General features: G+C 69.1%; 21 protein-coding genes. 13 read left to right on the top strand and 8 right to left on the bottom strand.

Going from position 1 to position 21,435, the window contains the following annotated elements:
- The first annotated feature begins 67 nt into the window (after positions 1-67).
- The 4 genes from FHW79_RS15115 to FHW79_RS15100 all read left to right on the top strand — a co-directional run bounded on the left by FHW79_RS15115 (position 68) and on the right by FHW79_RS15100 (position 8,219).
- Entirely contained in the window at positions 68-1,999 is a 1,932-nt protein-coding gene (locus FHW79_RS15115; RefSeq protein WP_247884386.1) for an autotransporter assembly complex family protein, read from the top strand.
- A 113-nt stretch (positions 2,000-2,112) separates the two neighbouring features.
- The gene (locus FHW79_RS15110; RefSeq protein ID WP_183179684.1) at positions 2,113-6,432 is read left to right on the top strand and encodes a translocation/assembly module TamB domain-containing protein; all 4,320 of its coding nucleotides are present in this window, start codon (positions 2,113-2,115) and stop codon (positions 6,430-6,432) included.
- A gap of 126 nt (positions 6,433-6,558) precedes the next feature.
- Entirely contained in the window at positions 6,559-7,257 is a 699-nt protein-coding gene (locus tag FHW79_RS15105) for a rhomboid family intramembrane serine protease (RefSeq protein WP_183179683.1), read from the top strand.
- A gap of 77 nt (positions 7,258-7,334) precedes the next feature.
- Positions 7,335-8,219: an S-methyl-5'-thioadenosine phosphorylase gene (locus FHW79_RS15100; RefSeq protein WP_183179682.1), complete on the top strand. Its 885-nt coding sequence runs from the start codon at positions 7,335-7,337 to the stop codon at positions 8,217-8,219.
- 79 nt (positions 8,220-8,298) lie between these two features.
- Here the strand turns inward: FHW79_RS15100 and FHW79_RS15095 are convergent, their stop codons facing one another.
- Together FHW79_RS15095 and FHW79_RS15090 are read right to left on the bottom strand one after the other, a co-directional pair.
- A complete protein-coding gene (locus FHW79_RS15095) occupies positions 8,299-8,712 on the bottom strand; it encodes a hypothetical protein (RefSeq protein WP_183179681.1) in 414 nt (137 codons plus the stop codon).
- A 109-nt stretch (positions 8,713-8,821) separates the two neighbouring features.
- Positions 8,822-9,742, bottom strand: a complete 921-nt coding sequence (locus FHW79_RS15090; RefSeq protein ID WP_183179780.1) for a pseudouridine-5'-phosphate glycosidase — start codon at positions 9,740-9,742, stop codon at positions 8,822-8,824.
- Between the two features lie 149 nt (positions 9,743-9,891).
- On the opposite strand from FHW79_RS15090, the gene FHW79_RS15085 reads away from it, so the two are divergent.
- From FHW79_RS15085 to FHW79_RS15075, 3 genes are all read left to right on the top strand, one after another.
- Positions 9,892-10,878: a ligase-associated DNA damage response exonuclease gene (locus FHW79_RS15085; protein ID WP_211108287.1), complete on the top strand. Its 987-nt coding sequence runs from the start codon at positions 9,892-9,894 to the stop codon at positions 10,876-10,878.
- On the top strand, positions 10,875-12,452 hold the full coding sequence (locus tag FHW79_RS15080) for a cisplatin damage response ATP-dependent DNA ligase (protein ID WP_183179680.1): 1,578 nt from the start codon (positions 10,875-10,877) through the stop codon (positions 12,450-12,452). The genes FHW79_RS15085 and FHW79_RS15080 overlap by 4 nt, the downstream gene beginning before the upstream one ends.
- 136 nt (positions 12,453-12,588) lie before the next feature.
- Complete coding sequence (locus tag FHW79_RS15075) at positions 12,589-13,362, top strand: hypothetical protein (protein ID WP_183179679.1); 774 nt, start codon at positions 12,589-12,591, stop codon at positions 13,360-13,362.
- A gap of 15 nt (positions 13,363-13,377) precedes the next feature.
- Here FHW79_RS15075 and FHW79_RS15070 read toward each other — a convergent pair whose 3' ends face one another.
- From FHW79_RS15070 to FHW79_RS15050, 5 genes are all read right to left on the bottom strand, one after another.
- On the bottom strand, positions 13,378-13,827 hold the full coding sequence (locus tag FHW79_RS15070) for a GNAT family N-acetyltransferase (RefSeq protein ID WP_183179678.1): 450 nt from the start codon (positions 13,825-13,827) through the stop codon (positions 13,378-13,380).
- A gap of 8 nt (positions 13,828-13,835) precedes the next feature.
- A complete protein-coding gene (locus FHW79_RS15065; RefSeq protein ID WP_183179677.1) occupies positions 13,836-14,300 on the bottom strand; it encodes a DUF488 domain-containing protein in 465 nt (154 codons plus the stop codon).
- Positions 14,297-14,716, bottom strand: coding sequence for a hypothetical protein (locus FHW79_RS15060; protein ID WP_183179676.1), 420 nt, complete (start codon positions 14,714-14,716; stop codon positions 14,297-14,299). The genes FHW79_RS15065 and FHW79_RS15060 overlap by 4 nt, the downstream gene beginning before the upstream one ends.
- A 79-nt stretch (positions 14,717-14,795) precedes the next feature.
- The gene (locus tag FHW79_RS15055; protein ID WP_183179675.1) at positions 14,796-15,215 is read right to left on the bottom strand and encodes a hypothetical protein; all 420 of its coding nucleotides are present in this window, start codon (positions 15,213-15,215) and stop codon (positions 14,796-14,798) included.
- Positions 15,216-15,327: 112 nt separating this feature from the next.
- Positions 15,328-15,840: a ferritin-like domain-containing protein gene (locus FHW79_RS15050; RefSeq protein WP_183179674.1), complete on the bottom strand. Its 513-nt coding sequence runs from the start codon at positions 15,838-15,840 to the stop codon at positions 15,328-15,330.
- A gap of 128 nt (positions 15,841-15,968) precedes the next feature.
- Here FHW79_RS15050 and FHW79_RS15045 point away from each other — a divergent pair, with 128 nt between their 5' ends.
- Both FHW79_RS15045 and FHW79_RS15040 read left to right on the top strand, forming a co-directional pair.
- Entirely contained in the window at positions 15,969-16,199 is a 231-nt protein-coding gene (locus FHW79_RS15045) for a hypothetical protein (RefSeq protein ID WP_183179673.1), read from the top strand.
- Between the two features lie 326 nt (positions 16,200-16,525).
- Complete coding sequence (locus FHW79_RS15040; RefSeq protein WP_247884385.1) at positions 16,526-16,837, top strand: hypothetical protein; 312 nt, start codon at positions 16,526-16,528, stop codon at positions 16,835-16,837.
- A gap of 174 nt (positions 16,838-17,011) precedes the next feature.
- On the opposite strand, the gene FHW79_RS15035 is transcribed toward FHW79_RS15040, so the two are convergent.
- Entirely contained in the window at positions 17,012-17,455 is a 444-nt protein-coding gene (locus tag FHW79_RS15035; protein ID WP_014240726.1) for a MucR family transcriptional regulator, read from the bottom strand.
- Between the two features lie 537 nt (positions 17,456-17,992).
- Between FHW79_RS15035 and rpiB the strand changes: the two genes are divergently transcribed.
- The 4 genes from rpiB to ribD are packed head-to-tail and all read left to right on the top strand — an operon-like array spanning position 17,993 to position 21,422.
- Positions 17,993-18,424 (top strand): ribose 5-phosphate isomerase B, encoded by a 432-nt coding sequence (rpiB, locus tag FHW79_RS15030; RefSeq protein ID WP_183179672.1) that lies wholly within the window; start codon positions 17,993-17,995, stop codon positions 18,422-18,424.
- A gap of 54 nt (positions 18,425-18,478) precedes the next feature.
- On the top strand, positions 18,479-19,789 hold the full coding sequence (gene glyA, locus FHW79_RS15025; RefSeq protein ID WP_014240730.1) for a serine hydroxymethyltransferase: 1,311 nt from the start codon (positions 18,479-18,481) through the stop codon (positions 19,787-19,789).
- A 32-nt stretch (positions 19,790-19,821) separates the two neighbouring features.
- Entirely contained in the window at positions 19,822-20,286 is a 465-nt protein-coding gene (gene nrdR / locus FHW79_RS15020) for a transcriptional regulator NrdR (RefSeq protein ID WP_183179671.1), read from the top strand.
- A gap of 17 nt (positions 20,287-20,303) precedes the next feature.
- Positions 20,304-21,422: a bifunctional diaminohydroxyphosphoribosylaminopyrimidine deaminase/5-amino-6-(5-phosphoribosylamino)uracil reductase RibD gene (gene ribD / locus FHW79_RS15015; RefSeq protein WP_183179670.1), complete on the top strand. Its 1,119-nt coding sequence runs from the start codon at positions 20,304-20,306 to the stop codon at positions 21,420-21,422.
- The last annotated feature ends 13 nt before the right edge of the window (positions 21,423-21,435 follow it).

The following is a 21,435-nucleotide window of genomic DNA, read 5'->3' as shown; positions in this document are numbered from 1 at the left end:
GCGGAATTTCCTTGCGTCACGGCGACCGAATCATTGGCGTCTGCATCCCGGAATCCCACATGGTCCGATGATGACCCGCCGCGTTTCCGCTTCCCGCCTCGCCGTCATTCTCCTGTCCAGCGCGCTCGTCGCCGTGCCGGGCGCTCCGTTGCGTGCGCAGGACCCCGCGTCCGACGCGCCTCCGACGCCTGCGGCACGGGACGATTCCGGGCAGGATGACCCCACTCCCGACGCCCCTGGCCCGCAGATCCCCTACGAGGTGGAGTTCACCGGGCTGGACGACGACGACCTGCGCACCCTGCTGCGCGACAGTTCCTCGCTGGTCAGCCTGAAGGACGACCCGCCGCCGTCGGTGCTGGGGCTGGAACGGCGGGCCGACAGCGACCGGGATCGCCTGCAGACGGCGCTGCGCTCCGCCGGCTTCTACGACGCGGTGCTCGACATCCGGGTGGACGCCGCCCAGACGCCGGCCAAGGTGACCGTGGCGGTGACGCCCGGCGCGGCCTACCGCTTCAAGACCATCACCATCGCTTCCACCGACGGCGCGCCGCTGCCGGGCGGCGAGGTGACGCCGGCCGACATCGGACTGCCGGTGGGGGAGCGGGCGCGCGCGCCGCAGGTGGTGGACGCCCAGTCCGCACTGCTGCGCCGGATGACCGACCGCGGCCACCCCTTCGCCACCGTCGCCGAGCGGCGGGTGGTGGTCGACCACGACGACCACAGCATGGACGTCACCTTCTCGGTCGACCCCGGTCCGCTGGTGATGTTCGGCGACACCAAGATCGACGGCCTGGCCAGCGTCGACGAGGGGCTGATCCGCGGGCGCCTGCCCTGGAAGCAGGGCGACATCTACAGCCCGGCCAAGGTCGACCGGGCGCGCCAGCAGATCGCCCAGCTCGACGTGTTCGACACGGTGCGGGTGCGGCTGGCCGAGGAGCCGGGGCCGGGCGGCGTCACGCCGGTGGACGTGACCCTGGCCGAAAAGCTGCACCGCTTCATCGGGGCCAGCGCCTTCTATTCGTCTGAGGATGGCGTGGGCGGCTCGGCCTACTGGGGCCACCGCAACCTGTTCGGCGGGGCGGAGCGGCTGCGGCTGGGCGTGGAGGTCGGGCGAATCGGCGGCGACAACGGCGCCGCTCAGGGACCGCGCGGCAGCTTGGACCTGCCGGACATCCGGCTGTCCGCCAACTTCCGCAAGCCCGATTTCCTGGCGCCGCGCCAGTCTCTGATCCTCGATTTCCAGGTCGCGTCCGAGCAGCCGCCGGCCTACGACCGCGTCGCCACCATCGGCTCGGCCTCGCTGGAGCGGCAGGTGACCGACCAGCTCAAGGTCTCCTACGGGGTGTCGGGGGAGCGCGGGCGGGTGCGCTCCAACCTGCGGGAGTATCAGACCGGCTTCATCGGCGTGCCGCTGGGCGTCGCCTGGGACGGCTCGGACAACCTGCTGAACCCGTCCAGAGGCTATCGCGCCTCGCTGCTCGCCACCCCCTGGTTCCCCTACGCCGGGGACACGGACTCGATCTTCACCAGCTTCCAGATCAACGCGTCGGCCTACCGCGATCTGTCCGACGACGGCCGTTACGTCGCGGCGGCGCGCATCGGCGTCGGCAGCACGGTGGGAGCGTCGCTGGACCAGGTTCCGCCAGACCACCGCTTCTACGCGGGCGGCGGCGGGTCGGTGCGCGGCTACGGCTTCCAGAAGGCCGGACCGCGCGACATCTACGGTGACCCGACCGGTGGACGGTCGCTGTTCGAAGCCGGTTTGGAGTTGCGGGTCAAGGTGACGGAGACCGTCGGCATCGTGCCGTTCGTCGACGCCGGCACCGTCTTCGACAGCGCTTTCCCGGACTTCAAAGAGCCGCTGAAGGTCGGCGCGGGCATCGGCGCCCGCTACTACACCGATTTCGGGCCGTTGCGGGCCGACGTCGCCTTCCCGCTGAACGCCGATTCCGGCGATGCGAAGTGGCAGCTCTATCTCAGTCTGGGTCAGGCCTTCTGATTCATCGTTTCAACCGGTGATGCCGGGCCAGGTCGCATTTTTGCCACTTGGATCGGGATCGCCCTTGCTCTTTCCCGTTATACCATTCGGGGAATGCCGCAACGGGGTGCGTGGTGTCGGGTTTGCGTCGTCTGATCGTCCTTTTTCTGGCCATCGCCATCCTCAGCGGGGCGGTCCTGACGGAAGCTGCCCGCGCAGCCGACACCGACGGGGGCGGCTGGGGGCCGGCCAACGCGGTCCGGCGCTGGATCGCCCAGACCATCGAGAAGGCGGTGAACGGTCCCGACCTCCAGGTCCGGATCGGCACCATCGGCGGGGCGGTTCCCGTCAACTTCACGATCTCGGACGTCACCGTCGCCGACCGCGAGGGCGTGTGGCTGCGGTTGGAGGATCTGCGCGTCAACCTCGCCCCGACCGCGCTGCTGACCGGGCGGGCCAAGGCCGACGCCATCGAGGCGCAGCGCGTCGTCGTGGAGCGCGCGCCGCTGCCCGCCGAAGGGCCGGAGCCGCCGCCCGACCAGGGGCCGACCTCGCTGCTGCCCAGCCTGCCGGTGGGCGTCGCCGTGGACAAGCTGGCCATCGCCGAGCTGGTCCTGGCGGAGCCGCTGATCGGGCAGGAGGCGCGGCTGAAGATCGACGGATCGCTCGACCTCGCCTCCGGTGGCTCCTCGCTCGAAGCGCATCTGAACGTGGACCGTCTGGGCGAGCAGCCGGGCACGGTGGCGCTCGATGTCGCGTTCAATCCCGACGACAAGCGGCTCGACCTGAACCTGAAGGCGTCGGAGCCGGCGGGCGGGCTGATCGCCACCGCGCTGAACATCCCCGGCGCTCCGCCGGTCAGCGCATCGCTGGACGGGCAGGGCTCGCTGGACGACTGGAAGGGCACCTTCACCGCGGCGGCGGAGAACGCCGCCCGGCTGGCCGCCGACGCCACGATCAAGGCGGTGCCGGACGGGCACGCCGTCTCCATCGCGGCGACCGGTGACGTGGCGTCGCTGCTCGGCCCCGACATCGCGCCGCTGGCCGGGCCGCAGCCGGCGCTGAAGGGCACTGTCGTCGTCGCCCCGGACGGCGCCCTGACCTTGCAGCCGGTGGCCGTCGAGACCGCCGCCGCCACGGCCAATCTCTCGGGGCGTATCGGCGCCGACCGCCGCAGCCTCGACCTGCGTTACGAGGTTCAGGCCGGGCCGGACTCCACCCTGCACGGCTTCGCCCCCGGCATCGCCTGGCGGGAGGGCACCGTGTCGGGCACCGCCCAGGGCACGCTCGACGCGCTGACCGTGGTGGTGGAGGGGCTGATCCGCGACCTCGCCGCCGACGATCCCGCCCTGGCCTCGGTCGCCGGGCCGGAGGTGCGGCTGGACGGGCGGGCGCGGATCAACGCCGACACCGGGGCGGTGGGGATCGACGGGGTGACCCTGACCACCGCGGCGGCCAGCGCCGGGGCGCAGGGCAGCGTGACCGGCTGGGGCCAGACCGCCGACGTGACGGTGTCGCTGAACGCCGACGACCTGTCGCGCCTCTCCGCCCTCGCCGGGCAGCCGCTGGCCGGCTCGCTGGCCCTGGCCGGGCCGGTGCGCCGGCAGGAGGATGGCACACTGACGGCCGGTCTCAGCGGCGCGCTGCGCGGCTTGCAGACCGGAACGCCGGCCGACGGCGTGCTCGGCCGCGACGTCAGCCTGGGCGCCCAGGCGGTGATGGAGCCGGGCGGCGCCATGCGCCTCACCGACTTGACGGTGGATGGCCGCAACGGGCGGCTGACCGGTGTTGCGGCCCTGGTGGACGGGGCTGTGGACGCGAAGACCCGGCTGGAGATCGCCGACCTCGCCCCGGTGGGTACCGCCGCCGGAACCGAGGTGGCCGGTGTCCTGACGCTTGACGCGACGGCGAAAGGCCCGCTGGACGCGCTGGTGGCGGAGGCGGCGCTGCACGCGCGGAACCTCGCCGTGCAGGGGCGCCGCTTCGGCGACACGCGGCTGAACGCCACCGCGCAGAATCTGCCGGGCGCCCCGCAGGGGCGTGTGTCGGCCCGCACGGAACTGGCCGGCGCCGGGCTGACGGCGGACGCCGCCTACGCGCTGGAGGGGCAGGCGTTGCGCATCAGCGACCTTGCCGTTGTGAACGGGCCGAACCGGATCACCGGGGCGGTGCGCGTGGCGCTCGACACCATGACCGCGACCGGCAAGCTCGACGGCAACCTGCCGCAGCTTCAGGCGCTGTCGGAGCTGGCCGGCGTGCCACTCACCGGGGCGGCGGGCTTCACGGTGGCGCTCGATGCGCCGAACGGCAAGCAGGCGGCCAACCTGACCGCCAACGCCACCAACCTGCGCGTCGAGGGGGAGGGCGGTCCGCTGTTCGCCGCGCGCCGCCTGACCGCCAACACGGAGGTGGCCGACGCGCTGGGCAACGCCAGCGGCAAGGCGCGCGTGGAGTTGCAGGACGGCGCCGCCGCCGGCAACGACCTGTCGCGTGTCACCGCCAGCGTGGACGGCTCGCTCGCCAAGGCGGCCTTCCGGGCGGAGGCCGCGGGGGCTGGGCGAGACCCGCTGGGGCTCGACTTGGCCGGGGAGTTCACCCAGAACGGTGCGCTGAACCGCATCCGGCTCGACCGGCTCCAGGGCCGCTACAGCGGCGAATCCTTCCGGCTGACCCAGCCCGCCGCCATCGCCCTGGGCGAGCGGCGCTACGAGGTGTCCGGCCTGCGGCTGGTCAGCGGCAACGCCCAGCTCGCCGCCGATCTCGGCCTGAACGGGGAGCGGCTGTCGGGCGAGCTGCGGCTGGACCGCGTGCCGATGGCGCTGGCCCGGCTGGCGAACCCAACCCTTCGGCTGGACGGCACGCTGAACGCCCAGGCGACGCTCGGCGGCACCGTCCGCCGTCCGCAGGCCGACGCCACGGTGCGCGTCGCCAACCTGAAGGCGCAGCAGACCACGCAGGCCGGCGTGCCGGGCCTGAACGCCACCGTCAACGCGCGCTGGAGGGAGGCTCGCCTGTCGGTGGACGGCGATGTCGCCACCAGCAACAACGCCGGCCGGGTGACCCTGAGCGCCGCGGCGCCGCTGGCCATGGACCCGGACACGCTGGCCTTCTCGGTGCCGGAGCGCGGTCGGCTGGAAGGAGCGCTGCGCGGCGCCATCGACGCCTCGCTCGCCAACGACCTGCTGGCGGCCAGCGGCGACCGGGCACGCGGCACGCTGCGGCTGGACGTCAGCGTCGACGGCACCGTGGCGGCTCCCCGGCTGGGCGGCACGGTGACCCTGGCCAACGGGCGCTACGAAAACCGGGCGAGCGGCGCGATCATCAGCAACATCGACGCCCGCATCGTCGGCGACGGCGACGTCTTCACCATCCAGACCTTCCGCGGGCGGACCACCAATGGCGGCGAGATCAGCGCCCGCGGCGTGATCCGCCCCGCCGCGACGGACCCGCAGCAGCAGCTCGACCTCGTCATCCAGGCCGACCGGGCGCGGCTGGTGCAGAACGACCTGGCGGCGGTCACCATCGGCACAAACCTGACGCTGACCGGCAGCTTCGTGAATCCGCGGCTGGCCGGCCCCGTGCGGATCGAGCGGGCGGAGATCCAGATCCCCAACCAGACCCCGCCCAACGTGGTCGACCTGAAGGTCGTCGAGGTCGGGAGGGGCCGCAAGGCGCAGCCGGTCAGCCTGAAGAACGGGCAGGCGGGCAATGGGCAAGCGGCGGCGCCTGAGCCTGCCTTTGCGATGATTCTCGACCTGACGATCAACGCGCAGAACCAGATCTTCGTCCGGGGGCGCGGGCTGGAGGCGGAGTTCGCCGGCCAGCTCGCCGTCACCGGCACCTCCAGCCAGCCGCTCGTCAGCGGGCGGCTGAACATGCTGAAGGGCGAGCTGGACCTTCTCGCCAAGACCTTCGTCTTCAAGCGCGGCATCATCGAGTTCGACGGCGGCCCCACCATCGACCCGCGGCTGGATTTCCTGGCGGAGGCCACCGCCAACGACGTGACCGCCCAGGTTCTCGTTACCGGCACCGCCGGACAGCCGAAGCTGGAATTGACCTCTCCGCAAGGTTTGCCGCAGGATGAGGTGCTGTCCGCCGTTCTGTTCGGGAAGTCGGTCGGCAACCTGAACGCGGTGGAGGCGGTCCAACTCGCCCAGTCCGCGGCGACGCTGGCCGGCTTCGGCGGCGGCGGGCCCGGCCTGCTCGGCAACCTGCGCCGCGGTCTCGGCGTCGATCGGCTGGAGTTCACCGGCGGCGCCGACGGCAAGGGCGGGGCGGTGGAGGCGGGACGCTATGTCAGCGACCGCGTCTATGTCGGGGTGGAGCAAGGCATCGGCGCGAACCAGAGCCGCGCCACCGTCGAGGTGGACATCACCAAGAACATCAAGGCCCAGGCCGACGTCGGCGCCGATTCCGACACCCGCGTCGGCGTCAAGTGGGAGTGGAATTACTGACCGGTACCGGCTTTGCGCCGTTCCTGACGCTGCTTTCGGGCGCTGGTCATCGGCGCAAGAGCCCCCATATCGAGCAAGGATGAAGGCTGGGCCGCCAAGGCTCCGGCCATCGGCGAAGGGGGAACGGTGCGGGCTGCCAGAAGGATTCCCTACGTCAACCAGGGCATCGTCATGGCCTGCACGCTGGCCTTCGTGCTGGGCGTGCCACCGGAATCCCTCGCCTTCGTCCCCGCCTATTTCTTCGGAACGGTGGACACGGCCGGGCCGCTGCCGACCTGGGCGGTGTGGCGCGGGCTGTTCGGCCATGTCCTGATCCACAGCGACATCGTGCATCTGGTCAGCAACATGCTGGCGCTCTGGGCCTTCGGTGGTGCTGTCGAGCTGGCGATGGGCAGCCTGCGCTACCTGCTGTTTTTCCTGCTGTGCGCCGCGTCGGGTGCCGTGGTCGAGGGGGTGTTGGCCGTCGATTCCATGGCGCCGCTGGTCGGAGCGAGCGGAGGCATCTGCGGGGTGATGGGCGCCTTCCTGCTGCTGCACCCGCAGGCCACGCTCGGCGTGACGCCGGGGCCGCGCGTTCCGGCCTCCTTCGTGGTGGGCAGCTTCCTGGCGATCAACGTGGCGATGACGCTGATGCCGCCATCCCCGGAATCCAGCCTGGGCGACGTGGCCTGGGCGGCGCACCTCGGCGGGTTCGGCGCGGGGATGGCGCTGGTCGCCCTGTTCCGCCGCCCCGGCGTGGCGCTGTGGAGCGTCGCCCGCCTCAGCACCGCGGCGAAGGCCGCCGTCTATCTGACGCTGGTCGTGGTTCTGCTGCGCACCCTGTGACGACCTCCGCCGTGACCGTTGCCTTTGCCGGGCTGGGGCGGAATACTGCGCCCTCCCATTGACGGAGGCATGTGACTATGGCGGAAACCGGGTCCGCGCCGGTGCTCGGCGTGATCGGCGGCAGCGGCGTCTACGACATCGACGGGCTGGAGAACCAGCGCTGGGTGGCGGTGGAGACGCCCTTCGGCGACCCGTCGGACGAGTTGCTGACGGGCGAGCTGAACGGCCAGAAGCTGGTCTTCCTGCCGCGCCACGGCCGTGGCCACCGCATCCCACCGTCCGAGTTGAACTTCCGCGCCAACATCTACGCGCTGAAGGCGCTGGGCGTGACCGAAATCCTGTCGGTCTCTGCCGTCGGCTCGCTGAAGGAGCATCTGCCGCCCGGCACCTTCGTGGTGATCGACCAGTTCATCGACCGCACCTTCGCCCGCAACAAGAGCTTCTTCGGCACCGGTCTGGTGGCGCATGTGGCGCTGGGCCATCCGGTCTGCGGGCGGCTCGGCGACTTGATCGAGGAGGCGCTGGTGGAGCTGAAGGTACCGCACCAGCGCCGCGGCACCTACATGGTCATGGAAGGCCCGCAATTCTCGACCAAGGCCGAATCCGAGCTGTACCGGAGCTGGGGCTGCGACGTGATCGGCATGACCAACATGCCCGAGGCCAAGCTCGCCCGCGAGGCGGAGATGTGTTACGCGACGGTCGCCATGGTCACCGACTTCGACTGCTGGCACCCGGAGCATGACCACGTCACCGTGGACGCCGTCATCCGCGTGGTGGTCGCCAATGCCGGCAAGGCGCGGTCGCTGGTCAAGACGCTCGCGCCGAAGCTCCAGGTGCGCGACGGGCTGTGCGCCCAGGGTTGCCACACCGCGCTCGACCACGCGATCATGACCGCGCCGGACAAACGCGACCCGGAGATGCTGAAGAATCTCGACGTCATTCTCGCCCGCGCGCTGGGCTGAGGGCGCCAATGGAAAAAGCCGCGGGACCCGGCGTGCGTCCGGGTCCCGCGGCTTTTTCTTTGGATCGAGGCGGAAAGACTCAGTGGCGGGTGCGCGCCGGGGTGACGTAGACGCCGTCCCAATCGACACCGAACAGCGCGTCGTCGCCGGCCTCCTCCACCAGCTCGTCATAATCGCTGATGTCGATCAGGCCGAAGATCGAGGCGGTGCCCGAGGCGTCCAGGTCGCAGGTGATGACGCGGCCGGCGAACTCGACGGAGGTGAAGAACACCTCCGGCAGTTCCATGCTGTCGAGGTCGGCCGACACAGCGCACTCGATCTCATGGACGAGGCGGGAGGAGAGAGAACTCCGCAGTTTCGCCGCCTGGGAGGCCCAGACGATCTTCTTGACCCGCGCGGCCGGGCGGTTGTCGGTTTCGCCGATGCCCTCGTCGGGCTGGGCGGCCATGGCGATCATCCGGGAAACCAGGTTCGACGGGCTGGGCGCACGCATAGAGACCTCCGTGAAGAACAAGCGCAGATTCACCCGGCGTCGGTTAACGGGGACTTAAATCCGGACGTCACGGATGGCTTACCTCTTATGCGTAATGGTCTATGACCAGTCATGCCGTCAGCGCCGCGTAAGCCGCCGCCAGCCGCGCCGCGGTTACGGCGTTGTTTCGGATCAGCGCCATGTTCGCGGTCAGGCTGCGCCCGCCGGTGATCCGCTCCAGCGCCGCAAGGAGGAAAGGCGTGACGGATTTTCCCGTGATTCCATAATGTTCCGCATCGCTTAGCGCCTGGACGATAGCCTGCTCCATGGCAGTGCCATCCAACGCGTCGGCCTCCGGAATGGGGTTGGCGACGACCATCCCGCCTTCCAGCCCAAGCTCCCATTTGGCCCGCAGGATGGCCGCGATCTCCTGCACGTTGTCACAGCGATGAGAGACAGGCAGACCAGAGTTGCGGCTGTAGAAGGCCGGAAACTCATCCGTGCCCAGCCCCAGGACGGGGACGCCCCGCGTCTCCAGAACCTCAAGCGTCTTCGGCAGGTCGAGAATCGACTTCGCCCCCGCGCAGACGACGCAGACGCTTGTGCGGGCCAGCTCGTCGAGATCCGCCGACACGTCGAAACTGCTTTCGGCGCCGCGGTGCACCCCACCCAGGCCGCCGGTGGCGAAGACGGCGATTCCGGCCAGCCTCGCGGCGATCATGGTGGCGGCCACTGTGGTGGCGCCCAGCGCTCCGGTGGCCAGCGCGACGGGCAGGTCGCGACGGCTCAGCTTCATGACGCCGGTGCCGCCCTTGGCGAGCCGCTCCAAGGACTCACCGTCCAGCCCGATGCGGATGCGCCCATCGAGAACGGCGATGGTCGCGGGCACAGCCCCTTCGGCCCGCACCGCGTCCTCCAACGCCATCGCCGTTTCCAGGTTCTTCGGGTAGGGCATGCCGTGGGAGATGACGGTGGATTCCAGCGCCACCACCGGCCGTCCCTCGGCCAGGGCGGCGGCGACCTCGGGCGTCGGGGACAGGCGGTGGTGCATGGGTGGGGTCTCCATCGTTCTCCCGCATCCTGCGCTGTGCTCCGCGTCGGCGCAACCGGAGGAATCGGAATTTTGTCCTTTCACGAGGACGGCCTATATTGCAGGACATGCCTGCGCAAAGCCCCTCCCGCCCCCCCGCCGAACGTTGGATGAAGGTCTGCCCCGAGGGACTCTACGTCGAGCCCGGCGGCTTCTACGTGGACCCGCTGCGCCCGGTGGAGCGCGCCGTGGTGACCCACGGCCATTCCGACCACGCCCGGCCCGGCCACGCCCATGTGCTCGCCACCGCCGGGACGCTTGCCATCATGCGGCAGCGGCTGGGCGAGGGGGCGGGGGCGGCGACACAGTCGCTCGACTATGGCGAGGCGATCCGCATCGGCGACGTGACGGTGCGGCTGGTCCCCGCCGGCCATGTGCTGGGCAGCGCGCAGGTGGTGCTGGAGCATGCCGGGACACGGGTGGTGGTGTCGGGCGACTACAAGCGCCGCTTCGACCGCACCTGCGCCTCGTTCGAGCCGGTGCCCTGCGATGTCTTCATCACCGAGGCGACCTTCGGCCTGCCGGTCTTCCGCCACCCGCCGGACCTCGGCGAGATCGACAAGCTGCTGCACTCCCTGTCGCTCTTTCCGGAGCGCAGCCATGTCGTCGGGGCCTACGCGCTGGGCAAATGCCAGCGCGTGATCTCGCTGCTGCGCGCCGCCGGCTATGACCGGCCGATCTATCTGCACGGCGCCCTGGAGCCGATCTGCAAGCTCTACGAGGGCTTCGGCGTGCCCCTGGGCGAGCTTCGCCCGGCGACCGTCGCGGCGAAGGAGGAGCTGAAGGGCGCCCTGGTGCTGGCCCCGCCCGGCGCGGTGGCCGACCGCTGGGCGCGGCGGCTGACCGATCCGGTGGTGGCGATGGCCTCCGGCTGGATGCGGGTGCGGCAGCGGGCCCGCCAGCGCGGTGTGGAACTGCCGCTGGTCATCTCCGACCACGCCGACTGGGACGAACTGGTCCAGACGCTCGACGAGGTTGCGGCGCCCGAGGTCTGGGTGACCCATGGCCGGGAGGAGGCGCTGGTCCATCATGCGACCCAGCGCGGCATCCGCGCCCGCGCCCTGGCCCTGGTCGGCTTCGAGGAGGAGGGGGCGTGAGGAACTTCTCCGCGCTGATCGACGGGCTGGTCTTCATGCCGGCGCGCAACGGGAAGATCCGCCTGCTGGCCGACTTCTTCGCCACCACGCCGGACCCCGACCGCGGCTGGGCGCTGGCGGCCCTGACGGAATCATTGGTCTTCCACGAGGCCAAGCCGGCGGCCATCCGGCAACTGGTCGCCACCCGCGTCGATCCCGAGCTGTTCGCCCTGTCCTACGACTATGTGGGCGACCTCGCCGAGACGGTGGCCCTGATCTGGCCGGAGCGCCCGGAGCGGGCGAACAGCCTGCCGCCGTCCATGACCGAGGTGGTGGAGACTCTGCGCGCGGCCAAGCGCGGGCAGGTGATGGGGCTGGTGGAGGGCTGGCTCGACACGCTGGATTCCTCGGGCCGCTTCGCGCTGCTGAAGCTGATCACCGGCAGTCTGCGGGTGGGTGTGTCGGCGCGGCTGGCCAAGACGGCGCTGGCGGAATGGGGCAAGGTCGATCTCGGCGACCTTGAGGAGTGCTGGCATGGGCTGACCCCGCCCTACGCCGACCTGTTCGCCTGGCTGGAAGGGAAGTCCGACCGGCCGGCGGCGGGTAAGGGCGCCGGCTTCCGCCCGCTGATGCTCTCGCACCCGCTGGAGGAGGAGGACATGGCCGGGCTCGATCCGGCCGACTACGCCGCGGAATGGAAATGGGACGGGATCCGCGTGCAGCTGGCGGCGCGTGGCGGGGAGCGGCGGATCTACAGCCGGACCGGCGACGACGTGTCCGGCGCCTTTCCCGACATCGCGGACCACATGACCTTCGACGCCGTGCTGGACGGCGAATTGCTGGTCGCCCGCGACGAGGGCGACATTGCACCCTTCAACGACCTGCAGCAGCGGCTGAACCGCAAGACGGTCACCGCCGCGATGCTCAAGGAATTTCCCGCCTGGGTGAGGCTCTACGACATCCTGTTCGACGGCGAGGAGGATCTGCGGAGCCTGCCCTTCACCGAGCGGCGCGCCCGGCTGGAGCGATGGCACGACGCGGCGCGGCCCCGGCGGATGGACCTGTCGCCGCTGGTGCCCTTCGAAGGCTGGGAGGCGCTGAAGGGCCTGCGCGAGGGCAGCCGGGAAAACAGCATCGAAGGGCTGATGCTGAAGCGCAAGGACAGCGTCTACGTGGCCGGACGCCCCAAGGGGCCCTGGTTCAAGTGGAAGCGCGGGGCGCTGACCCTCGACACCGTGCTGATGTACGCCCAACGCGGACACGGCAAGCGGTCCAGCTATTACTCGGACTTCACCTTCGGCGTCTGGCGCGGCGAGGAGCTGGTGCCGGTCGGCAAGGCCTATTTCGGCTTCACCGACGCGGAGCTGGTCGAACTCGACCGCTGGGTGCGCAACCGCACCACCCGCCGCTACGGCCCGGTGCGGGAGGTCGAGCCGGGGCTGGTGCTGGAGGTCGCCTTCGACAGCGTGCACCCGTCGAACCGCCACAAGAGCGGTCTGGCGATGCGCTTCCCGCGCGTCCACCGCATCCGCTGGGACAAGCCGGCGGTGGAGGCCGACCGGCTGGAAACGCTCCAGGCGATGGTCGTGGGGTAGGGCTGTCGGGCCAAGTGGGACCGCTTCTTCCATTTTGAACCGGGTCCGCGTTGACGCCGGCGGGACGGCGTCTAGTCTTCTGCAACCGTTCGCTGCGGTCGAACGGGGTGGAAGACATCAAGCCGGAGACCTGACCATGCCGTTCGCCGCCGCTCCCGAATTCAAGAAGCACAAGGCGAAGTGCGAGGCCGAGGCGAAGAAGATCCCCAATTCCGGCGACGCCCTGGCGGTGGTGAAGAAGTCGGGCGATGTGGAGAAGGCTGCCGCGGCTTGGGACAAGGCCTACAAGGCCGGGGACGCCAAGGCGTTGCGCGCGGCGCTGGCCGATCTGCTCCAGGCGACCAAGATCTTCCGGGCGAAGCTCAGCGCGGTCATCGTCAAGGCGCAGAAGGCGAAGAACGAGGGCGCCGTCGAGGTGGCGGCCGACATGCTGGGCGGCGCCATGAACGTCGAGCAGATGGCCCAGCTGGAAAGCCAGTCCGCCCTGAAGAAGCTGGAGAAGGCCGGCAGCGGCAAGGAGATGCCCGCCACCACCTTCTTCGCCGACTGGACCGCCGCCAAGAAGATGTTCGAGGCGCTGACCGGCAAGAAGAAGCCGGCCGAAGGCTTCCTGCTCGCCTTCCGGGCGTCGAGCGGTCTGGAGAAGGCGACGAAGGCGCTGGATGCCGCCACGCGGGCCAACGACGTCGACGCCCTGCAGAAGGCGATCAAGGGATTCGAGAAGACCGGCAGCGAGTATTTCGCGACCGTGAAGAAGAAGGCCAGGGTCTCCGTCGCCGCCGACGACACCGACATCCCGGACGAGTCGGAGGAGGCCTTCAACTACGATCAGGCGCTGGCGATCCTGCTGAAGAACCTGAACGTCATCCGCAAGGAGGCTGGGGATATCCTGGCCGAAGCGAAGAAGTAGACAGGATTGTCCGCCCTATCGGCTCAGCCGCATGTCAATGTGGTCGATGCCGACGTCATCGTAGATGCCGCTGACGCGACGGAAGCCGAAGCCGCCGTAGAAACTCTCCAGGTAAAGCTGCGCGCTGATCTGCACGTCGTGCTCCGGCCATTCTTGGCCCAGCCGCTCCAGGCATTCGGCGACCAGCCGGCGGCCCAGCTCCTTGCCGCGCCACGCCGGTGCGACCGCCAGCCGCCCGAAGGAGGTCGCGCCGGTCTCCGGATCGGGGCCGAAGACGCGGGCGTAGCCGACCGGTGTCGGCGCGTCGCCGTCATACAGCGCCAGATGCTGCGCCACCGGGTCGCGCCCGTCGAGGTCGGGGAAGGGCGAGGCCTGCTCCACCACCAGCACGCTCTGGCGGAGGTGGAGCATGTCGTGGAAGGCGCCGGCGGACAGGTCGGCGAAGCGGTACCAGCGGGAATGCATGTCAGCCCCTAGAAGGAGAGGTCGGTGGGGTTCAGATGCTCCACCGTGAAGCCGAAACGGCTGTGGAGCAGTTCGCCGACGCGGAGCCGGTGGCAGAGGTGCGGAGAGGCTTCGAAGCAGAGCAGGCACGCCGGCTTTTCCCGCGCCAGCGCGGCCGCGCGGCTGAGGTCGTGCTCGGCTTCCGGGGACTGCATTTTCGCGTCGACGATCGACCAGAAGCGCTCCATATCCCCCTGGTGGGCGGCGACGCGCCCTTCCTTGGGCGTGCCCAGCCCCTTCAGATGGACGTAACCGATTCCGGCCTCCTCAAGCCCGGCGGACAGCGGCCTTTTGGAGAAGCCGGCGCGGCGGGACAGCGGCAGTTCGCGCACGTCCACCAAAACTCCGACGCCCCGCGCTTTCAACGCGCGCAGAACGGAGTCGAAGGAGGCGCCTTCGTAACCTATGGTGTAGAGCGGCGGTGGGGTGCTCATGACGGGGTGGGGAGGGCGTTGCGGATCATGTATTCGCCGATGTCCTTGGGCTTCACCTTGACATCGGTCAGCGGCTCGTCGGCGGACATGGCCTTGGCAACCAGAAGGCTGTTCTGCACGTTGGTCAATGTGATGCGGAAGACCCCCGAGGCGCCCTTCAGCTTCGGGTAATAGGTCGGATCGATGACCTTCTCCTTGCGCATCAGGCGCTCGGTCACCGCCTCCTCTTCGAGGTCGGGCACGTCCTGGCTGTGGATCAGGCGCCAGTCGCCTTCGCCCGCCCAGCCGGCGTCGATCGCGGCCTTGGCCTCGTCCATGTCGGCGGCCACGCCCAGCTTGAAGATGTGCTTTCCCTGTCCGACGTCGGACGCCCACTTCGTCAGCGCGGCACTGCGCGCCACATACACCACGGCCATTCTCGCGTTTCCTCACCGGTCAGGCGGCCATGCTGCCGCGAACCGCCCGAGGAGGCAACCACGGGAAGAAGGGTAGGGGTCAGGGAAAGGAGGATTGGCGGGACAAGGGGGTGATGAGGATGCGGCTGACGACGTCCTTGCCGAACAGCTTGACGCTCTCCTCGTCGATCTTGCGGCGCAGAGCGGGCATGTTGGCGATGTTGCCGCGGACGATCCATCCCTCCTCAATGCCCAGATAGACCGCGCGGAGCGTGGCGTCGTGCAGCCGCGGGATGGCGACCTGGACTTCACCCAGCCGGGTGGCGTTCGCCACCTCCAGCATCACCTCGATCTGGGTGTAACGCTCCACCTGCCCGCGGGTGACGATGGGGACCATCACCGGCTTGATGCGGACCGAGGGCGGCAGGGCCGCCGGACCCTCCGCCGCCTGAGCCACCATTGCCGAACCGGTGGCGGCGGCGATCAGAAGGGCACCGAGGAAGGACGCGACCCTGCGCATGAGCGGGCACCGGAAAAATCGATTGGGTGGCCCCGATAGTAGGGGCTCACCCGTCCGTCTTCAATGGCGCCCGCTGTAACAAGAGATTCGGCTTATGACCGGTGTGCCGTCGTCAGGCCGCCTTTTTGCCGCTGGCCTGGATCGCCTTTTTGTTCACGTCGTTGATTGCCAGCATGTTCAACTTCTTGTCGGTCTCCTTCTCTTCGTTCAAGGTCTGCTCCAGCAGTTCCGCCACCTTGGTGAGACCGCAGGCGGTGGCGTAGGCGTGGACGGTGCCGTAGCTGGCAATCTCGTAATGCTCCACCTTCTGGGCGGCGGCGATCAGGGCGGCGTCCTGCACCTCCGGGGCGAGGCCCATTTCCATGATCTCGCGGGCTTCGCTGATCAAGCCCTCCATTGCGTCGCAATGCTTGCCGCGGGTGCGGGTGTCCAGCTCATCGAACACCTGTTCCAACCGCTCGATCTGGCCGCGGGTCTCTTCCAGATGGGATTCGAAGGCCGCGCGGAGCTGCTCGGAGTGTGCCGCCTTGGCCAGCTTCGGCAGGGCCTTGGTGAGCTGCTTTTCGGCGTGGTAGATGTCGCGGAGTTCTTCGATCAGCAGATCCTGCATGGTCTTGGCAGCCATGGTGCCGGTACTCCCTTGCTGAGTGCGTCGTCCGCCAACAACAGGACGTGGCAGACGGGGTTCCGGAGCGGTTGCGCTGTGCTAAGGTGGTAACGGTACCGGCGAAGGCCGGCGATGGAGAAAGAACGATGGTGGGCAATCGGGCACCCGGAAAAGGCCAGACGGCTGGAAACAGCGTCGGCGAGGTGCTGTTCGAATTCCAGCGGGTCGGCAGCTATCTGAAGGTTATGGCCATCGACCCCGTCACCGCGACGGAGGTGTCGGTCGTCGGGCCGGCCACCGGCAGTCTGGAACTGTTGAAGCGGACCGCGATCAGCAAGCTTCAGTTCGTGCTGAAGCGCGACGCGGCCAAACGCTGACGGGGCTCCGGCCATGCAGACGCCAAGAAGCGCGCTCTCCCGGCGGGGCGGGGGAGCGCGGCTAGTCTTGGCTTCTGCTGATGGTGAGCACTGACATCCCGGTGCCGGACCTGCGGAACCGGTCCGGGGGTGAACTGCTCAACTCCGACTCTAGACCTATGCCGCGCCGTGGGCACTGGTGCATCGGATGTAACGCCGCTAGAAAGCAATCCACGAACGAACGGTCCGCCGGCAGCCCGGACAGCGCTTTCCGGGCGCGGCGGCCCTGACCGAATGCGGAGGGAGACGATCGCATGCGTTGCGTGACGGTCTTGCGGAGAATGCCCGTGTTGTTGAAAGAGACCCTGATGCCGGCGGCCGCGCTGCTGGTGCTGGCCGTGGCGCTGCAAAGCCCGGCGGTGCGGGCGGAAACCACAATCATCTGCACGAAGCCCGGCGTTCCGCTCTGCATGAGCGATACCACCACCTTCGTCAGCGCGGACAAGATGGCTGCCTGTCAGTTCGAGGTGAAGGAGTATGTGGACAAGACCATGGACTATCTGCGCTGCCTGAACGAGGAGAACACCAGCACAGGGCAGGAACTGACCCGCAATGTGGAGCGGTTCAACTGCCGCCTGTCCGGCCGCAACTGCGGGTGACGAGTGGCGCGGACGGGGCGGCAATGCCCGTCCGCGCCACGGCCGGAATGATCCGGGGGCGGAACGGCCCGGAGCCAAATCGACAGGACGGCGAAACGACAGGACGGTGAAACGACACAGGGCCGGCCTCCCATCGGGGAGGCCGGCCCTGTTCGTTCAGGACGGTGCTGGCGCTCAGCCGGCCTTGCGGCGGGTCTGGCGGCCGGAGCTGCGGCCGAGGCCGATCCGCTTCGCGAACTCCGAGCGCTGGGCCGCGTAGTTCGGCGCGACCATCGGGTAATCGGGCGGCAGGCTCCAGCGCGCCCGGTATTCGTCCGGCGACATGTTGTAGGTCGAGCGCAAATGGCGCTTCAGCATCTTCAGCTTTTTGCCGTCCTCCAGGCACACGATGTATTCGGGGGTCACCGACTTGCGGATCGGCACGGCGGGCTTCAGGGGCTCCGACGGTATTTCTCGGGGCTGCGTGTTCAGCCCGGTCAGCGACGAGTAGACCGTGTTGATCACCTCGGGAATCTGCTGCGCCGGCAGAACGTTCTTGCTGACATATGCGGAGACGATGTCCGCGGTCATCCGCAGAAGCTCGTTATCGGGCACATCGGCGCGAAGCTGGTCACTCATTGCCATTAGTCCTGATTTTTCATTTTGTCCCTAGCAACCAAGTTGCACAGCGTGATTTGGGTGTCAATATAATTTCGAGTGGAGCGAATTAAGTTATTTGCGATCTGCATGAAGTTACAAGGCGCGGCAAATCAGATGTCGCAGCAAATGGCCGGGCTGCGGCTGCACTGCCCCACGTTTAGGCATCGTCTAGTGAGGGGAAGCTAGGCAAGACCATGGGAATCGGGCGTCGCAACTGACCGATTCGTAGTGCGACACCGAATCGCTCAGCATGCTTACTGGCCGTTAACGTCAACGGGCGCGGGAAATAGAGAAACATTTGTTCTCGGCATGTATCGCGGATCACGCCGACCTTCCCCGCGCCGGTGCACGGCATCCCCTCTTTTGCGGTTCTGTGCGCGGCGCAAAGCCCCTGTGCGTTGTGTCCTTCTGGCGGTTCGGGGCGACATCTGGTAGCTTGCGCGCCGTGCCGCCGTTCCCGCCGGGTGTTCCCCCCGGGCCGGCGCCCTTCGTATTCGTGCACGGAGTTTTTCTTTCATGACCACCATCGCGATCGCGTCCGATCACGCGGGGTACGAGATGAAGGCCCAGATCGCCTCCTGGCTGGCCGGCAACGGCTACGAGGTGCTGGACCTCGGCTGCAACGGTCCGGAATCGGTGGATTATCCGGATTTCGCCACGGCGCTGGCCGGCGCCATCAACGACAAGCGCGCGGCGCGCGGCGTCTTGATCTGCGGCAGCGGCATCGGTATCAGCATCGCGGCGAACCGCCATCCGGGCATCCGTGCGGCCCTGGTGCATGACGTGACCACCGCCCGCCTCGCGCGCCAGCACAACGACGCGAACGTGGTGGCGCTGGGCGCCCGCATCATCGGCGCAGAGATCGCGAAGGACTGCGTGGACGCCTTCCTGAAGACCGATTTCGAAGGCGGTGAGCGGCACAGCCGGCGAATCGCCAAGATGGGATGAGACGGCCCTTCATCCGGCCCGTGACTGCTTTCTGAACCAAGGACCTGCCCTGCCATGACCGTGACCAACGCCGACCCCCGCGCCGAGATCGGCCGCTTCTTCGCCGCCTCGCTCGCCGAGACCGATCCCGAACTGGCCCGCGCGGTGCGCGACGAGCTGGTCCGCCAGCAGGAGCAGATCGAGCTGATCGCGTCCGAGAACATCGTCTCCCAGGCGGTGCTGGAGGCCCAGGGCTCGGTCATGACCAACAAGTACGCCGAGGGCTATCCGGGCCGGCGCTACTACGGCGGTTGCGAGTATGTGGACGTGGCCGAGACACTGGCGATCGAGCGCGCCTGCAAGCTGTTCGGCTGCGGCTTCGCCAACGTCCAGCCGAACTCCGGGTCGCAGGCCAACCAAGCGGTCAACCTCGCCCTGCTCCAGCCGGGCGACACCATCCTCGGCATGTCGCTGGCGGCCGGCGGCCACCTGACCCACGGCGCCGCCCCGAACCTGTCGGGCAAGTGGTTCAAGGCCGTGCAGTACGGCGTGCGCCGCGACGACCACCTGATCGACTTCGACGAGGTCGAGCGTCTGGCCCGCGAGCACAAGCCGAAGCTGATCATCGCCGGCGGCTCCGCCTACCCGCGCGTCCTCGACTACCAGCGCTTCCGCGCCATCGCGGACGAGGTCGGCGCCTACTTCATGGTGGACATCGCCCATTATGCCGGTCTGATCGCCGGCGGCGTCTACCCGAACCCGTTCCCCTATGCCGACGTCGTCACCACCACCACCCACAAGACGCTGCGCGGCCCGCGCGGCGGCATGGTGCTGACCAACAGCGAGGAGATCGCCAAGAAGATCAACTCGGCGGTCTTCCCCGGCCTGCAGGGCGGCCCGCTGATGCACGTCATCGCCGCCAAGGCGGTGGCCTTCGCCGAGGCGCTGCGTCCGGAGTTCAAGACCTACGCCAAGAGCGTCCTGGACAACGCCCGCGCCCTGTCGAAGGTGCTGATCGAGGGCGGCCTGGACATCGTGTCCGGCGGCACCGACAGCCACATCGTGCTGGTCGACCTGCGTCCGAAGAACCTGACCGGCAAGGCCGCCGAGGCGAGCCTGGAGCACGCCGGCATGACCTGCAACAAGAACGGCGTGCCGTTCGACCCGCAGAAGCCGATGGTCACCTCCGGCGTCCGCTTGGGCAGCCCGGCGGCCACCACCCGCGGCTTCGGCGTGGCCGAGTTCGAGCAGGTCGGCCGCCTGATCGTCGAGACGCTGGACGGGCTGGCCGCCAGCAACTCCGGCGACAACGCGGCGGTCGAGGCGAAGGTGCGGGAAGAGGTGCGCGAGCTGTGCCGCCGCTTCCCCATCTACCCGACCCTGTAATCATCAAGACCGACTAAGGGGAAAGGCCGGACATGCGCTGCCCGTTCTGCGGACACGAGGACACCCAGGTCAAGGACTCGCGACCGACCGAGGACAACTCGGCGATCCGCAGGCGGCGGTTCTGCCCCAGTTGCAGCGCGCGATTCACCACCTTCGAGCGCGTCCAGCTCCGCGAGCTGACGGTGGTGAAGAGCACCGGCCAGCGGGAGCCTTTCGACCGCGAGAAGCTCCTGCGCTCCATGCGCATCGCCCTGCGCAAGCGCCCGATCGACGCCGACCGCATCGACCGGGTGGTCAACAGCCTGGTGCGCCAGCTCGAATCCTCCGGGGAGAGCGAGATCCCGTCGAAGCAGATCGGCGAGATGATCATGGCGGCGCTCCAGACGCTGGATCAGGTCGCCTACATCCGCTACGCCTCGGTCTACAAGGACTTCCGCGAGGCGTCGGACTTCAACGAGTTCGTCGAGCAGCTCGCCCCCGAAGCCCAGAACGGCTGAGGGGGCGGGCGGCGCCCATGGCGAAGCAAGCCATCCATCCCGACGACCTCCGCCACATGCGGGCCGCCCTGGCCCTGGCGGGGCGCGGGCTCGGCAACACGTGGCCGAACCCGGCCGTGGGCTGCGTCATCGTGCGCGACGGCGTGGTGGTTGGGCGCGGCTGGACCCAGCCGGGCGGGCGCCCACACGCCGAGACGGAAGCCCTGGCCCGTGCCGGTGATGCCGCGCGGGGCGCGACCGCCTATGTGACGCTGGAGCCCTGCAATCATTACGGGAAAACGCCGCCTTGTGCTCTGGCCCTGGTGAATGCCGGGGTGGCGCGGGTGGTGGTGGCTTGCGGCGATCCCGATCCGCGGGTTGCCGGTGGCGGGCTGGAGCGGCTGCGCGCCGCCGGGATCGTTGTCGACACCGGCGTCTGCGAGGACGAAGCCTGGACGCTCAACGAGGGCTTCTTCCGGCGCATCCAGGACGATCGCCCACTCTATACGCTGAAGGCGGCGACGACGCTGGACGGGCGCATCGCCACCCACAGTGGCCAGTCGCAATGGATCACCGGTCCGACGGCGCGGGCCTGGGGGCATCGGCTGCGCGCCACCCACGACGCGATCATGGTCGGCATTCGCACCGCCCTGGCCGACGACCCGGAACTCACCTGCCGCCTGCCGGGTCTGGCCCATCGGTCGCCCGTGCGCATCGTGGTGGACAGCCGGCTGCGTTTGCCGCTGACCGGGAAGCTGGCCGTGGGCGCGCGGTCCGTGCCGACCTGGGTCATCACCCGCGACGACGCCGACCCCGGCCGTCTGGCCGTCTTCCAGGACTGCGGACTGGAGGTCCTCCGGGTGCCCGCCGACTCCGCCGGCCTGCCGGATCTGGCCGTGGCGAGCGCCGCCCTGGCCCGCCGCGGCTTGACCCGCGTGCTGGTGGAGGGCGGCGCCACTCTGGCGGCCTCGCTGCTGCGGGCCAATCTGGTGGACCGGCTGGAATGGTTCCGGGCCGCCTCGGTCATGGGAGGCGACGGGCTGCCGGCGATCCACGCCTTCGGGGTGGACGGGTTGGAAGGCATGGCGCGGTTCCGCCGGACCGATCTGCGTTCGGCCGGGGAAGACCTCTTGGAAAGCTACGTCCGCCGCGGTTGAGCGGCGCCGGTTT

This window comes from Azospirillum sp. OGB3 (genome assembly GCF_014192915.1).
Taxonomy (GTDB): Bacteria; Pseudomonadota; Alphaproteobacteria; order Azospirillales; family Azospirillaceae; genus Azospirillum.
This window is presented reverse-complemented; position numbering and strand designations above follow the sequence as displayed.